Raw genomic sequence first — 13,478 nt, forward strand, 5'->3', positions numbered from 1 at the left:
TAACGAACGGTCAGTAAAGAAGGCCGGACCCTGAGGAGTCGATGATGACCAGCCCCGCAGACCTCTCCCTCGTGAACGAGGAGCTCTCCGACGAGGAGCGCCTGTTCGACGAGCTCATCGCGAACGAGCAGCGCATCGAGCCCCGGGACTGGATGCCCGACGCCTACCGCAAGACGCTGATCCGTCAGATCTCGCAGCACGCGCATTCCGAGATCATCGGCATGCAGCCGGAGGGCAACTGGATCACCCGCGCGCCGAGCCTCAAGCGCAAGGCGATCCTCATGGCGAAGGTGCAGGACGAGGCCGGCCACGGACTCTACCTCTACTCCGCCGCACAGACCCTCGGCATCACCCGCGACGAGATGATGGACCAGCTCATCAGCGGCAGGGCCAAGTACTCCTCGATCTTCAACTACCCCACCCCGACCTGGGCCGACATGGGCGCGATCGGCTGGCTCGTCGACGGTGCCGCGATCTGCAATCAGGTGCCGCTGTGCCGCGCCTCCTACGGCCCGTACGGACGCGCGATGGTGCGCGTCTGCAAGGAGGAGTCCTTCCACCAGCGGCAGGGCTTCGAGATCCTGCTGACGCTCATGCAGGGCACCGAGGAGCAGCGGCAGATGGCGCAGGATGCCGTGAACCGCTGGTACTGGCCGAGCCTGGCGATGTTCGGGCCGCCCGACGACCAGTCGCCCAACTCCGCGCAGTCCATGAAGTGGAAGATCAAGCGCTTCTCCAACGATGAGCTGCGCCAGCGCTTCGTGGGGATGCTCGTGCCGCAGGCCGAGATCCTCGGCATCACCCTGCCCGACCCCGATCTGCGCTGGAACGACGAGACCGGGCAGTACGACATCGGCGAGATCGACTGGGACGAGTTCTTCGAGGTGCTCCGAGGCAACGGCCCCTGCAACGCCGAGCGACTGGAGCGCCGCCGCACGGCGCACGCGGAGGGCGCCTGGGTGCGTGAGGCCGCGGCCGAGTACGCCCGCAAGCAGGCACTGAAGACCGAAGGGATGGCGGCGTGATGGCGACCCCCGGCGCCGACGAGCGCGAGACCTGGCCTCTCTGGGAGATCTTCGTGCGCGCGAACCGCGGACTCAGCCACGTGCACGTGGGCTCCCTGCATGCTCCGGATGCCGACATGGCGATCCGCAACGCCCGCGACCTCTACACGCGGCGCGGTGAGGGCGTGTCGATCTGGGCGGTGCCCGCCGACGCGATCACGACGAGCGACCCAGACGCGAAGGGCGCGTACTTCGAGAGCCCCGCCGGCAAGAACTACCGCCACGCCGTGTACTACACGGCATCCGAGGGGGTGCCGCACCTGTGAGCGACGACATCCACGGCGACGTCCACGGCGACGTCTCCGTCGACGAGCTCCGGCTGAGCGACGAGCTCGCCGGATCCGGGGCGATCGCGGCATCCGCCGACATCGCCGAGTACGCCCTGTGGCTCGGGGATGACGCGCTGATCCTCTCGCAGCAGCTGGGCGCCTGGATCTCGAACGCCCCCGAGCTGGAGGAGGACGTGGCCCTCGGCAACATCGCCCTCGATCTGCTCGGCCACGCCCGCTCGCTGCTGCGCTACGCCGGATCCTTCGACGGCCGCAGCGAAGACGACCTGGCCTACTTCCGCGACGAGCCGGAGTTCCGCTGCGCCTGGATCGTCGAGCAGCCGAACGGCGACTTCGCACAGACCATCGCGAGGCAGTTCATCGTCGCGACCTACATGTTCGAGCTGTACTCCGCATTGCGCGGAAGCACCGACGAGACCTTCGCCGCGATCGCCGAGAAGGCGCTCAAGGAGGTCGACTACCACCGCGACCACGCCGTGCAGTGGGTGCTGCGTCTGGCCGGCGGCACGGAGGAGTCGCGGACCAGGATCGTCCGCGCGTTCGGCGACGTCTGGCCGTACGTCGAGGAGCTGTTCCGCGACGAGCCCCTGATCGACCGCCTCGGAGGCGCCGCGGTGCGTCCGTCGTCGCTGCGTGCCGGTGTCGACGGGGTCATCGACACCGTCTTCGCCGAGGCAGAGCTGTCGACGCCCGCCGTCGCCGCATCGTCGGCCGGCGGTCGGCACGGAGCCCACGTGACCCCGCTCGGCCACCTCCTCGCGGAGATGCAGGTGCTCGCCCGCCGGCACCCGGGGGCGACATGGTGACCGCGAGCGAGGCCCGGTCGCAGGCTCCCTCGCTCGACGGCCGGGATCACGATGCGTGGCGGATCGCGGCATCCGTCGCCGACCCGGAGGTGCCGGTGCTCACCATCGAGGACCTCGGCGTGCTGCGTGCCGTCGAGGTCGACGGAGACGCCGTGCGCGTCGACATCACGCCCACCTACAGCGGCTGCCCCGCGATGGACGCGATCCGCGACGACGTGATCCTCGCTCTCACCGCCGCGGGGTACGCGGAGGTCGACGTGCGACTCGTGCTCTCCCCCGCCTGGACCACGGACTGGATGTCGGATGCCGGCAAGCAGAAGCTGACGGAGTACGGCATCGCCCCGCCCTCCGGCCGCGCCGCCGTGTCGACCGGTCCCATCCGGCTCGCCCTCAGCGTGCGCTGCCCGCGATGCGGGTCGCTGGACACGCGTGAAGTCTCCCGCTTCGGCTCGACCTCCTGCAAGGCGCTCTTCGAGTGCCGTGCGTGCCTCGAGCCCTTCGACCATTTCAAGGTGCACTGATGTCGCTGTTCGCCTCCGCTCACACCGCCCCGGCATCCGCCCCCTCGCGCGGCGCCTCCGGCGAGCGCACGCGCGCTCGCTTTCACACGCTCACGGTGGAGGACGTGCGTCCGCTCACCGAGGACGCGGTCGAGGTCACGTTCGCCGTGCCCGCTGAGCTCGCCGACGACTACGACCACCTGCCCGGCCAGTACGTCGCGCTCAGGACGACCCTCGACGGCGTCGAGGTGCGGCGCTCGTACTCGCTGTGCCGCGCGCCGGAGCACAGGGGCGCGGGGCAGCCCACGCGTCTCAGCGTCGCCGTCAAGCGCGACGAGGGCGGGCTGTTCTCGACCTGGGCGCAGACCGGGCTGCATCCGGGTTTCCGCATCGACGTGATGAGCCCGCAGGGGACCTTCACCTCGGGTCTCGACGACCTCGACCAGCGCCATGTCGTCGGCATCGCCGCGGGTTCCGGCATCACGCCGCTCATGGCGCTCGCGCACACCGTGCTGACGCGCTCGGAGACCTCGCGCTTCACGCTCCTCTACACGAACCGGTCGACGCTCGACGTGATGTTCCTGGAGGACCTGGCCGACCTCAAGGACCGCTACCCCACCCGGCTCACGCTGCACCACGTGCTCTCGCGCGAGCAGCGCACGGCGCCGGTGCTCTCCGGCCGCATCGACGAGGAGAAGCTGCGGACGATCCTGCGGGTGCTCATCGATCCGACCGATGTGGACGAGTGGTTCCTGTGCGGCCCGCTGTCTCTCGTCGACCTGTGCCGCGAGGTGCTCGCGGATGTCGGGGTGGCCCGCGAGCACATCCGCTTCGAGCTGTTCACGACCGGCGACGAGCCGCTGCGCACCGCGCGCCCTGTCGAGGTGCGCAAGGGCGAGAAGACGTTCCGCATCGAGGTCAACCTCGACGGCGTCTCCTCGACCGTCGAGAGCCCCGTCGACGCGCACGAGTCCGTGCTGAACGCCGCGCTCCGGGTGCGCCCCGACGCCCCGTTCGCGTGTGCGGGCGGCGTCTGCGGCACGTGCCGCGCGCGGGTCATCGAGGGCAGTGTGACCATGACCGAGAACTACGCCCTGGAGCCGGACGAGCTCGAACGCGGCTACGTCCTCACCTGCCAGTCCCACCCCACGAGCGACCGCGTCGTGGTCGACTACGACGTGTGAAGCGGAGCATCCGATGATCGACCTGAGCATCCACGACGACGTCGCCACCATCGTGCTGAACGCGCCGTCGCGCCTCAACGCGCTCGACGAGCAGGCGCTGCACGGCCTCGGCATGGCCTACGACGAGGCGGAGGCCGCCGGCGTGCGCGCCCTGGTGCTCCGCGGCGAGGGCCGGGCGTTCTGCGCCGGCCGCGACATCTCCGGCGTGGACCCGAGGGATGACGACGTCATCGGCTACCTCGACGGCCTCGTGACCCCGCTGCTGCAGCGGATGTCGCGGTTCCCCGCGCCGACCTTCGCCACCGCCCACGGAGCATGCCTCGGTGTGGGACTCGGGCTCCTCATCGCCACGGATGTCGTGTACGTGGCGGAGTCCGCGAAGATCGGCTCGCCGTTCGCGGCTCTCGGCGCCACGCTCGACTCGGGCGGCCACGCGCTCTTCCTCGACCGCCTCGGCGCCCACAAGACGCTCGATCTCATCTACACCGGGCGTCTGATGAGCGGCACGGAGGCGGTGCAGTCCGGCCTCTTCTCCCGGGTGCTCCCCGACGACGAGGTGGCGCAGGCGACGACGGATGCCGCGACCACTGCGGCCCGCGGAGCCACGGCCGCGTTCCTCGCGAGCAAGCGGCTCGTCGCACGGATCCGCGACGAGCGCCTCGCGCTGTGGGATGCGGTGGGCATCGAGAACGCCGCCCAGGCCGCGCTCTGCGACACCGACGACTACCGCGAGGGCTTCGCGGCGTTCCAGGAGAAGCGGAAGCCGGAGTTCCGCGGCCGCTGACACGCCTGACCCCTGACCCACGCCTGGGATGGATCAGAGACGTCGCTGAGCGCGTCGTCTCGGGAGCATTTCTGATCCATCCTTGATCGGCACGAGTGGGAGGCTGGGCGACAGGGTTCGGTCGAGGGGCGGACGTCGGGCGCGGATGCGAGGGCGGACACCAGGTGCGCGGCACGCACACCAGGTGCGGATGCGGGACACGGACTGCGGATGTCGGATGCCGGTGGGATGATTCGGGGATGAAGCTCGGTGAGGTCGTCTCTGCGGCGGACGAGGCCGGCGCGACCGCGTCGCGCCTGGCGAAGATCGATGCCCTGGCGCGGGTCATCGCGCAAGCCGACCCCGACGAGGCGCCGGCGCTGATCGGCCTGCTGCTCGCGGCTCCGCGGCAGGGGCGGCTCGGCGTCGGGTGGCGCACCCTCATGGACCTCGACGTCGTGCACGCGGATGCCGCGGCGCTGACGGTCGGCGAGGTCGACACCGCCCTCGACGGGCTCGCCGCCGCGTCCGGAGCCGGATCCGTGTCGGCCAGGCACGACCTCCTCGTCGAGCTCGCCTCTCGCGCGACCGCGGCGGAGTGGGACTTCCTCGCCCGCTCCATGCTCGGCGAGCTGCGCACCGGCGCACTCGCGGGCGTCCTGCTCGATGCGATCGCGCGGGCATCCGACCGCCCTCCCGCCGCCGTCCGCCGCGCGGCGATGCTGTCGGGCGACCTCGGCATCACCGCGGTGATCGCCCTCACCGGCACCCCCGATGAGCTCGACGACGTCGGCCTCGTCGTGGGCCGCCCCGTGCTGCCGATGCTGGCCTCGACCGCCGCGACGCCGACGGCGGCGCTGGAGCTGACGGGAGAGTCGTCGGTCGAGTACAAGCTCGACGGCGCGCGCATCCAGGTGCATCGGCACGGAGACGAGGTCGGCGTGTTCACGCGCAGCCTCGCCGACATCACCCACCGCGTGCCCGAGATCGTGGAGATCGTGCGCGGCCTTCCGGCGCACGACCTCATCCTCGACGGCGAGACCCTGGCGCTCGATGAAGACGGAGGCCCGCGCCCGTTCCAGGAGACCATGTCGCGGTTCGGCGCCGATGCCTCGCGCGATCTCGCGCTGCGACCCTGGTTCTTCGACCTGCTCCACGTCGACGGACGCGACCTCATCGACGAGCCGCTCTCGGTGCGGCTGGCCGAACTCGATCGGGTCGCCGAGCGCTGGCGGATGCCCGGCATCGTCACGGGCGACGCCGACGCCGCGGAGCGGCTCTCCCGCGATGCTCTCGCCGCCGGCCACGAGGGCGTCGTGGTCAAGAGCATCGACTCGCCCTACGCAGCCGGTCGGCGCGGGAAGTCCTGGGTCAAGGTCAAGCCGGTGCTCACGTACGACCTCGTGGTGCTCGCCGCCGAATGGGGGTCGGGGCGCCGCCGCGGCTGGCTGTCGAACCTGCACCTCGGCGCACGCGATCCCGACGGCGAGTTCGGCGAGCCAGGGGGCTTCGTGATGGTCGGCAAGACCTTCAAAGGGCTCACCGACGAGCTGCTCCGCTGGCAGACGGAGACCTTTCCGCAGCACGAGGAGAGGCGCACGGCATCCGCTGTCTTCCTGCGCCCCGAACTGGTCGTCGAGATCGCGATCGACGGCGTACAGCGCTCACCGCGGTATCCGGGCGGACTCGCCCTGCGCTTCGCGCGCGTCAAGGGCTACCGACCGGACAAGACCCCCGAGGGCGCCGACACGATCCAGACCCTGCGCGCTCTGCTGCGCGGGTGAGTCCCGCGTGTCCGCGCGCGACGGCCCGCGTCAGGCGGAGGGAGCGAGCCCCAGGTCCTCTTCGCGCACCGTGCCCTGGAACGACCACGGGAAGTTGATCCAGAGATCGGTGTCCTTCCAGGCGTAGTCGGGCTGGATGATCGTCGACGGCTTCGTGTAGATGGTGACGGAGCGCACGTCGGCGCCCTTCTCCTTCAGCAGCTCGACGGCGAGCGCAAGGGTGCGCCCGGAGTCGGCGACGTCGTCGACGAGGAGCACGCGACGTCCGTCGAGGTAGGCCATGTCGAGCTCTGGGGGCAGCACCTCCGGAGCGTCGAGCACCGTGCCGATGCCCGTGTAGAACTCGACGTTGATCGCGCCGCAGTTCTTCGCACCGAGCCCATACGCGATGGCGCCGGCCGGGAGCAGCCCGCCCCGAGCGATCGCCACGACGACCTCCGGCTCGAAGCCGCTGTCGAGGATCTTGCGCGCGAGGTCGCGCGTCGCGGATCCGAAGCCGTCCCAGGTGAGCGTCTCGCGCTCGTTCGATGCATCAGTCACCGGTACATTCTCGCTCATGCACGGGCATCGCGCCGCCGGGTCGGAGGATGCGCTACAAACGAAGGACCATGTGCCGCCTCTTCGCCTTCGTCTCCCCCACCCCGTCGTCGGTGCGCCGCGAGCTCGGCGACACCGGTATGGAGCGCCTGATCTCCCTCGCCCGCCTGCACGGAGACGGCTGGGGCTGGGCCGGGGTCGAACGCCCGGGCGAGACGCCCGTGGTGCGCAAGTCCGCTCTCTCGGCGGTCTCCGACCCCGATTTCGAGGGCACGGCGACCACGATGGCCCGAGCTGCGATGGTGCACCTGCGGTGGGCGACGGCGGGCATCGAGATCGCCGACCGCAACGCTCACCCTTTCCTCCGCGGGGCCGTGGCCTTCGAGCACAACGGTTCGCTGAAGCCGATCGAGAGCGCCCGTGCCCTGCTCTCCCCCGAGAGCCTCGCCGAGATGACCGGGGAGACCGACAGCGAGATGTACTTCGCCCTCATCCGCGAACGGCTCGCGCTCGGCATCCCGCTCTCCGCGGCGACGGCAGATACGGCCCGCATGCTGCGCGAGGTCTTCCCCCTCGCGAGCCTCAATGCGATCATGCTCGACGGGGAGCAGATGGTCGTGGTGCGCGCGAGCGCACGCAGCGTGCTCTCCGACGACGACCTCGACGAGATCGCGCAGCATCCGCTTCTCCCCGAGGAGCACAACGAGGACTACTTCGCTCTGCGCTGGACGCGCACGCACGACGGCGCCCTGCTGATCGGCTCCACGGGGGTCTCCGGCTACGACTGGGAGGCCCTGCCGCCCGAGTCGGTCACGACGATCCGCCTCGACGACCTCACCGCCTCGACGGTGCTGCTGCACAGCGCCGAGTCGGACGTCACTCGAGCCGGGTGATCTCGACGGAGACGAAGAGTTCCGAGGCGCTCGGCCCCGCGTAGACCCCGCGCAGCGGAGCCACGTCGCCGTAGTCGCGTCCGTGCCCCACGTACACGTGAGACTCCCCGATCTCGACGAGGTTTGTCGGGTCGTATCCGCGCCACTGTCCCGAGTACCACTCCACCCAGGCGTGCGACTCGCCGATCACCGGCTGCCCGATCCCCGCTGAGGGGTCGGGGTGCAGGTACCCGGACACGTACCGCGCGGGGATGCCGGCCGCTCGCAGCACCCCGAGCGCGACGTGGGCGATGTCCTGGCACACCCCCGAACGCGTCGGCCAGGCGTCTCGCGCCGTGGAGCTCACCCCGGTCACCCCTCGCCGGTACTCCATCGCCTCCCCGACCGTCCGGCAGATCTCGAAGGCCGTCTCGTCGACGTCGCCGCCCTCCGCCTCGATGCGCAGGGCCAGGTCGCGCATCTCGTCATCGGGTTCGGTCGCCGGCGTCTGCGCCACGCACTCGGCGAGCGCGAGCGACAGCGGGATGCGGGCGGCCAGCTCGTCCCAGTCGATCGACGCCGTCGCGGCCGGGGCGGGCCGCACGTCCACCACGCTCGTCGCGGTGACCGACAGCAGCTGATGGGGCGTGAGCACTTCGAACGTGGAGACCCTCGTGTCCCAGTAGTCCGCGTAGGAGTGCTGAGTGGCGGTCGGCGTGATCTCCAGGCTCGCCTGCAGCACGAACTGCCCATCGCGCGAATGCGGCAGCATCCGCGCCTCGTTGTACGACGCGGTCGCCGGCTTCTCGTAGCGGAACCCGGTCCTGTGCACGATCCGCAGCCGGCTCACAGCGCTTCTCCGATCCACACCGGCATCGCGATCGACGGGAAGTAGCGCTCCCTGATCGCGTCGCTCGCCATCGACATCCCCACCTGCACCTCTTCCATGCTCTCCGACAGGCGATGCACGATGTCGCCGATCGGCCGGTACTCCAGCTCCGACCGCATCCGTCCGAGCACGCGGTGCGCGCGGTCGGGTGCTCCGAACGCGCCCGCCGGGTCGATGCCGCGCAGACAGTCCTCGGCCTGCAGGATGCTCGACAGCACCGACCGGGGGAACAGCCGATCCACCAGCAGGAACTCGAGGGCGGACGCCGCCGTCGGCATCGCCCTGTGACTCCGGAGGTGCGCCTCGTATGCCCCGCAGCTGCGCAGCAAGGTCGTCCAGCTGGGTCCTGCGGCGTCGGTCAGCGACCGGGTGGCGAGGAGGCGTGCGGTCATGTCCGCGCGTTCGATCGACCGCCCGAGCACGAAGAAGTGCCAGGCCTCGTCGCGGCTGGTCGACGAGTCCACCACCCCGAACGCGAGGGCGGAGCGGTCGCGCACCCAGCGGAAGAACGGGTGGGTCTTGTCGGAGGCGATGCGACGCGGCATCCGCGCGTTGGACTCGTTGAGCGTCTCCCACAGGTCGGTGGAGATGATCTCCCTGGCGCGCCGCGCGTTCTCCCGAGCGGAGGCGATCGAGTGCGCGATGGATGCGGTGTGCTCCCTGTCGAGGGCGAGCAGGCGCACGACATCGTCGCGGCTCAGCACGACGTCCGGCTCGGCGCTGGTGCCCATGACCGACAGGAGCGCACGGCACGCCGTGTCCTCCTCGACCCAGGGGTCCTCCAGCAGCAGCTGCAGGTGCACGTCCAGGATGCGCGCGGTGCCGTCGGCGCGCTCGACGTAGCGGCCGATCCAGAACAGAGCCTCGGCGATGCGGCTCAGCACGACGCACCTCCCTGCTGTTGCTGCTGTTGCTGCTGTTGCTGCTGTTGCTGCTGCTGGTGGTGCCGCGCCTCGACGTCCTCGTCCTGCGGGGACGAGAGGAACGGAGGGTGCGGGTCCTCGCGGGGAGGCGCGACCACGGCGATCGCTCCGGTGGCGAGCGAGACCTCGTCGGATGCCGGGTCCGGTGCCCCGGCGAGCGTCGTCGGCCCGGTGAACAGCGAGGGGTCGAGCACCCACGTGTCCTTCGAGCCGCCGCCCTGACTGGAGTTCACCACGAGCTGCCCCTCCGGCAGGGCGACCCTCGTCAGTCCGCCGGGGAGCACCCACACGTCGTCGCCGTCGTTCACCGCGAAGGGGCGCAGATCGACGTGCCGCGGACGGAACCCGTCTTCGACGAGCGTCGGGATCGTGGAGAGCTGCACCACCGGCTGGGCGATCCACCCGCGGGGGTCCGCGAGGAGGGCGCGGCGCAGCTCCTCCAGCGTGGCGCGGGAGGCATCAGGCCCGACGACGAGGCCCTTGCCCCCTGACCCGTCGACCGGCTTCACCACGAGCTCATCGAGCCGATCCAGCACCTCCTCCAGAGCGGCGGGCTCCTCCAGCCGCCAGGTGTCGACGTTGGGGATGATGGGGTCCTCACCCAGGTAGTATCGGATCAGGGCCGGGACGTACGTGTAGACGAGCTTGTCGTCGGCGACGCCGTTGCCCACCGCGTTCGCGATGGTGACGGTGCCGAGCCGCGACGCCAGCATGAGCCCCGGGGCGCCGAGCACCGAATCGGGGCGGAAGTGCTGCGGATCGAGGTACTCGTCATCCACACGCCGGTAGATCACGTCGACGCGCGTGGGGCCTGCGGTCGTGTGCATCCAGACCCGTCCGCCTGAGCAGAACAGGTCACGCCCCTCGACGAGCTCGACGCCCATCATCCGCGCGAGAAGGGTGTGCTCGTAGTAGGCCGAGTTGTGCACCCCCGGGGTCAGCACCACGACGTTCGGGTGATCGACGCCCTCGGGCGCGGCCGCACGCAGCGCCTGCAGCAGGCGCCCCGGGTAGTCGACGACGGGCCGTACGCGGAGGCTGGTGAACAGCTCGGGCAGGGTCTGCGCCATGACCCGCCGGTTCGCAAGGACGTAGCTGACGCCGCTCGGCACGCGGACGTTGTCCTCCAGCACCCTCCACGCCCCGGCCTCGTCACGGATGACGTCGATCCCGGCGACGTGGATGCGCACGCCGTTCGCCCCGACGATGCCCGCCGCCTGACGGTGGAAATGCGAGGAGGAGCTGATGAGGGATGCCGGGATGACCCCGTCCTGCACGGCGAGCTGCGGGCCGTAGACGTCGGCGAGGAACGCCTCCAGCGCCCTGACCCGCTGCTTCACACCGGATTCGACGTAGAGCCAGTCGTCCGCCGCGACCACGCGCGGCACCACGTCGAGCGGGAACGGGCGCTCCTCCCCCGCGAAGTCGAAGGTCACGCCCTGGGCGAGGTAGCTGCTGGCGAGCGCGTCCGTGCGCGCCCGCAGCTCGCTGTCGTCCATCCCGGCCAGGGCCGGGTACAGATCCCGATAGGGGCCGCGCACCTCTCCGTCCGGCGCAGCCGGGAACATCTCGTCCCAGGGTCCAGGCCCGGTCCGCACCGCGCTCCGTCGTGAGGTGTATCCGTTGAACAGCGACTCCATGACCGCATGCTTCCGCGTCGCGGTTTCCGCGATGTTACGGTCGCGAGACGGCGCCGAGTCGGGCCCTCTCGCGCTAGAATCGACGGGTCCGGCTCTGACGAGGCCGGTGCCTGAAAAAGAGGCACGAAGCACCCCGCATCGCAGCGGGGGCGAGACACATACGGAACAGCATCCTCCGTCCCTGTCTCGAAAGGCTTTCGCATGCCCACCGTCTCCGCGCACGTCGCCCTCACCCTCGCCCAGCACATCGACGCCGTCTTCGGCGTGATGGGCAATGGCAACGCCTACTTCCTCGACGCCATCGAGACGCAGACGGATGCCGTCTTCACAGCCGTCCGTCACGAGCAGGGCGCCGTCGTGGCCGCCGACGCGCACTTCCGCGCCTCGGGGCGCATCGCCGCCGGCACCTCGACGTACGGCGCCGGCTTCACCAACACGCTGACCGCTCTGGCCGAGGCCGTGCAGGCGCACGTGCCGCTCGTGCTCGTCGTCGGCGACGAGCCCACCTCCGGTCCTCGTCCATGGGACGTCGACCAGATCGCGCTCGCCTCCGCCGTCGGCGCCCGCACCTACACGGTCGGACGGGCGGATGCCGCCGCCACCACCGTCATCGCGATCGAGCACGCCCTGACCTACCGCGTGCCCGTGGTGCTCGCGATCCCCTACGACGTCGCCGCCCTCGAGGCCGGTGACGTGCCGCCGGCGCCCTCTCCGCGCATCCCCGCGCCGCTCGCTCCGCGCGGTGAGTTCGCCGAGGGGATGCTCGACGAGATCGCGCACGCCCTGCGCGGCGCCGAGCGCCCGTTCCTTCTCGCAGGGCGCGGCGCCTGGCTGGCCGGCGCCGGATCAGCGCTCGGCGAGCTCGCCGCCCTCACCGGAGCGCTGACCGCCTCGTCGGCGCTCGGCCGCGGCGTCTTCCCCGAGACGCAGTACGACCTGGGCGTGACCGGCGGCTTCGGCGCCGACGAAGCCATGGAGCTCGTCCGCACCGCCGACGTCGCCGTGGTCTTCGGCGCGTCGCTGAACCAGTTCACGATGCGCTTCGGCGAGCTGTTCGCGCCCGGAACCCGCGTCTTCCAGATCGACACCGCCCCCGCGGCCACCCACCCGCACGTCGGCGGCTTCGTACGGGCCGACGCCCGCGTCGCGGCGGAGCAGCTCGTGACGCGCATGGCCGCGGCATCCGCCACGTCCGCCGTGCCTGCCGGGCCTGCCGGGCCTGCCGGGCCTGCCTTCGGAGCAGAGACTGCCGGGCCTGCCGGGCCTGCCTTCGGAGCAGAGACTGCCGGGACTGGCGGGCCTGCCGGGCCTGCCGGGCACAGCTTCGGAGCGGAGACCGGACACGCCGGGCGGATCACCGATGCCCGCGGTGTGTTGGATGTCACATCCGAAGCTGTGCCCGGTACCGCATCCGAAGCTGTGCCCAGTGCCTCATCCGAAGCCATGCCCAGTGCCGCATCCGAGGCCGCGCCCGATGCCGCATCCGAAGCCATGCCCGATGCCGCATCCGACGCCGCGCCCGGTGTCATGCCCGCCCGCGCCTGGCGGGAGACGGTCGACGTGGCCGGCTCGCGCGCATACGAGACCGGCGACGACCTCGCCCCGGACGGACGGCTCGATCCCCGCTCGGCGGCACGACGCATCGCCGAGCTGCTGCCGGAGGACCGCGTGGTCGTGTCCGACGGCGGCCACTTCATCGGATGGGCGAACATGTACTGGCCCGTCGCTGCTCCCGACCGCATGATGATGGTCGGCACCGCCTTCCAGTCGATCGGTCAGGGCTGGCCGAGCGTCGTCGGCGCCGCGCTCGCGCGCCGGGAGTCGACCATCGTGCTCACGAGCGGTGACGGCGGCGGCCTCATGGCGATCGCCGACCTCGAGTCCGCTGTGCGCGCGGCGGCCGGACGGGGCATCGCCGTGATCTGGAACGACGCCGCCTACGGCGCCGAGGTGAACCTCTACGGGCTGAAGGGCCTCGCCGAGGGGCCGATGCGCATCCCCGAGGTCGACTTCGCAGCGTTCGGCGCGGCGGTCGGCGCGGAGGGCGTCGTGGTGCGCACCCTCGCCGACCTCGACCGTCTCGGCGAGTGGGCGCGGGAGGATGCTGCCAGCCGTCGCTTCCTGCTCCTCGACCTGCGGATCTCGGGCGATGTCATCGCGCCGTACCAGCAGGAGATCATCCGCGTGAACTCCTGAGGTCGCCGACGCAGGTCGCGTTCCGCATGG

The 13,478-nt window shown here is 71.0% G+C and carries 13 protein-coding genes; 9 read left to right on the forward strand and 4 right to left on the reverse strand.

The window, feature by feature from the left end:
• The first annotated feature begins 44 nt into the window (after positions 1 to 44).
• The 7 genes from paaA to ACFVRO_RS15775 all read left to right on the forward strand — a co-directional run bounded on the left by paaA (position 45) and on the right by ACFVRO_RS15775 (position 6,391).
• Positions 45 to 1,025, forward strand: coding sequence for a 1,2-phenylacetyl-CoA epoxidase subunit PaaA (gene paaA / locus ACFVRO_RS15745; protein WP_344011773.1), 981 nt, complete (start codon positions 45 to 47; stop codon positions 1,023 to 1,025).
• Entirely contained in the window at positions 1,025 to 1,330 is a 306-nt protein-coding gene (gene paaB, locus ACFVRO_RS15750) for a 1,2-phenylacetyl-CoA epoxidase subunit PaaB (protein WP_386954496.1), read from the forward strand. Before paaA ends, paaB begins: the two co-directional genes overlap by 1 nt.
• A complete protein-coding gene (gene paaC, locus ACFVRO_RS15755) occupies positions 1,327 to 2,160 on the forward strand; it encodes a 1,2-phenylacetyl-CoA epoxidase subunit PaaC (protein WP_386953963.1) in 834 nt (277 codons plus the stop codon). Before paaB ends, paaC begins: the two co-directional genes overlap by 4 nt.
• The gene (gene paaD / locus ACFVRO_RS15760) at positions 2,154 to 2,681 is read left to right on the forward strand and encodes a 1,2-phenylacetyl-CoA epoxidase subunit PaaD (protein WP_386953966.1); all 528 of its coding nucleotides are present in this window, start codon (positions 2,154 to 2,156) and stop codon (positions 2,679 to 2,681) included. Before paaC ends, paaD begins: the two co-directional genes overlap by 7 nt.
• On the forward strand, positions 2,681 to 3,844 hold the full coding sequence (paaE, locus tag ACFVRO_RS15765; RefSeq protein WP_386953969.1) for a 1,2-phenylacetyl-CoA epoxidase subunit PaaE: 1,164 nt from the start codon (positions 2,681 to 2,683) through the stop codon (positions 3,842 to 3,844). Before paaD ends, paaE begins: the two co-directional genes overlap by 1 nt.
• Before the next feature lie 13 nt (positions 3,845 to 3,857).
• Positions 3,858 to 4,628: an enoyl-CoA hydratase/isomerase family protein gene (locus ACFVRO_RS15770; protein WP_386953971.1), complete on the forward strand. Its 771-nt coding sequence runs from the start codon at positions 3,858 to 3,860 to the stop codon at positions 4,626 to 4,628.
• A gap of 239 nt (positions 4,629 to 4,867) precedes the next feature.
• Positions 4,868 to 6,391 carry an ATP-dependent DNA ligase gene (locus ACFVRO_RS15775; protein ID WP_386953974.1) on the forward strand — a complete coding sequence of 508 codons (1,524 nt, stop codon included), beginning with the start codon at positions 4,868 to 4,870 and terminating at the stop codon, positions 6,389 to 6,391.
• 30 nt (positions 6,392 to 6,421) lie between these two features.
• On the opposite strand, the gene ACFVRO_RS15780 is transcribed toward ACFVRO_RS15775, so the two are convergent.
• Positions 6,422 to 6,931 (reverse strand): phosphoribosyltransferase, encoded by a 510-nt coding sequence (locus ACFVRO_RS15780; RefSeq protein ID WP_223586868.1) that lies wholly within the window; start codon positions 6,929 to 6,931, stop codon positions 6,422 to 6,424.
• A gap of 68 nt (positions 6,932 to 6,999) precedes the next feature.
• On the opposite strand from ACFVRO_RS15780, the gene ACFVRO_RS15785 reads away from it, so the two are divergent.
• The gene (locus tag ACFVRO_RS15785) at positions 7,000 to 7,821 is read left to right on the forward strand and encodes a class II glutamine amidotransferase (RefSeq protein WP_386953977.1); all 822 of its coding nucleotides are present in this window, start codon (positions 7,000 to 7,002) and stop codon (positions 7,819 to 7,821) included.
• Here ACFVRO_RS15785 and ACFVRO_RS15790 read toward each other — a convergent pair.
• Genes ACFVRO_RS15790 through ACFVRO_RS15800 form a run of 3 tightly spaced genes read right to left on the reverse strand, consistent with a single transcriptional unit; the run spans position 7,805 to position 11,252 of the window.
• A complete protein-coding gene (locus ACFVRO_RS15790; RefSeq protein ID WP_386953980.1) occupies positions 7,805 to 8,650 on the reverse strand; it encodes a transglutaminase N-terminal domain-containing protein in 846 nt (281 codons plus the stop codon). The two genes, ACFVRO_RS15785 and ACFVRO_RS15790, sit on opposite strands and share 17 nt — an antisense overlap.
• A complete protein-coding gene (locus ACFVRO_RS15795) occupies positions 8,647 to 9,573 on the reverse strand; it encodes an alpha-E domain-containing protein (protein ID WP_105676644.1) in 927 nt (308 codons plus the stop codon). Before ACFVRO_RS15795 ends, ACFVRO_RS15790 begins: the two co-directional genes overlap by 4 nt.
• Positions 9,567 to 11,252 (reverse strand): circularly permuted type 2 ATP-grasp protein, encoded by a 1,686-nt coding sequence (locus tag ACFVRO_RS15800; RefSeq protein ID WP_386953982.1) that lies wholly within the window; start codon positions 11,250 to 11,252, stop codon positions 9,567 to 9,569. Before ACFVRO_RS15800 ends, ACFVRO_RS15795 begins: the two co-directional genes overlap by 7 nt.
• Positions 11,253 to 11,453: 201 nt before the next feature.
• Here ACFVRO_RS15800 and ACFVRO_RS15805 point away from each other — a divergent pair, with 201 nt between their 5' ends.
• On the forward strand, positions 11,454 to 13,448 hold the full coding sequence (locus tag ACFVRO_RS15805; protein WP_386953985.1) for a thiamine pyrophosphate-binding protein: 1,995 nt from the start codon (positions 11,454 to 11,456) through the stop codon (positions 13,446 to 13,448).
• The last annotated feature ends 30 nt before the right edge of the window (positions 13,449 to 13,478 follow it).

The organism is Microbacterium sp. NPDC057944, assembly GCF_042887445.1.
GTDB lineage: Bacteria > Actinomycetota > Actinomycetes > Actinomycetales > Microbacteriaceae > Microbacterium > Microbacterium natoriense.

Excerpts from the sequence above, each read along its gene's own strand:
- ACFVRO_RS15800 (WP_386953982.1), bottom strand. The coding sequence starts at position 11,252 with ATGGAGTCGCTGTTCAACGGATACACCTCACGACGGAGCGCGGTGCGG.
- paaA (WP_344011773.1), top strand. The coding sequence starts at position 45 with ATGACCAGCCCCGCAGACCTCTCCCTCGTGAACGAGGAGCTCTCCGAC.
- paaE (WP_386953969.1), top strand. The coding sequence starts at position 2,681 with ATGTCGCTGTTCGCCTCCGCTCACACCGCCCCGGCATCCGCCCCCTCG.
- ACFVRO_RS15785 (WP_386953977.1), top strand. The coding sequence starts at position 7,000 with ATGTGCCGCCTCTTCGCCTTCGTCTCCCCCACCCCGTCGTCGGTGCGC.
- paaD (WP_386953966.1), top strand. The coding sequence starts at position 2,154 with ATGGTGACCGCGAGCGAGGCCCGGTCGCAGGCTCCCTCGCTCGACGGC.
- ACFVRO_RS15805 (WP_386953985.1), top strand. The coding sequence starts at position 11,454 with ATGCCCACCGTCTCCGCGCACGTCGCCCTCACCCTCGCCCAGCACATC.
- ACFVRO_RS15770 (WP_386953971.1), top strand. The coding sequence starts at position 3,858 with ATGATCGACCTGAGCATCCACGACGACGTCGCCACCATCGTGCTGAAC.
- ACFVRO_RS15775 (WP_386953974.1), top strand. The coding sequence starts at position 4,868 with ATGAAGCTCGGTGAGGTCGTCTCTGCGGCGGACGAGGCCGGCGCGACC.
- paaB (WP_386954496.1), top strand. The coding sequence starts at position 1,025 with ATGGCGACCCCCGGCGCCGACGAGCGCGAGACCTGGCCTCTCTGGGAG.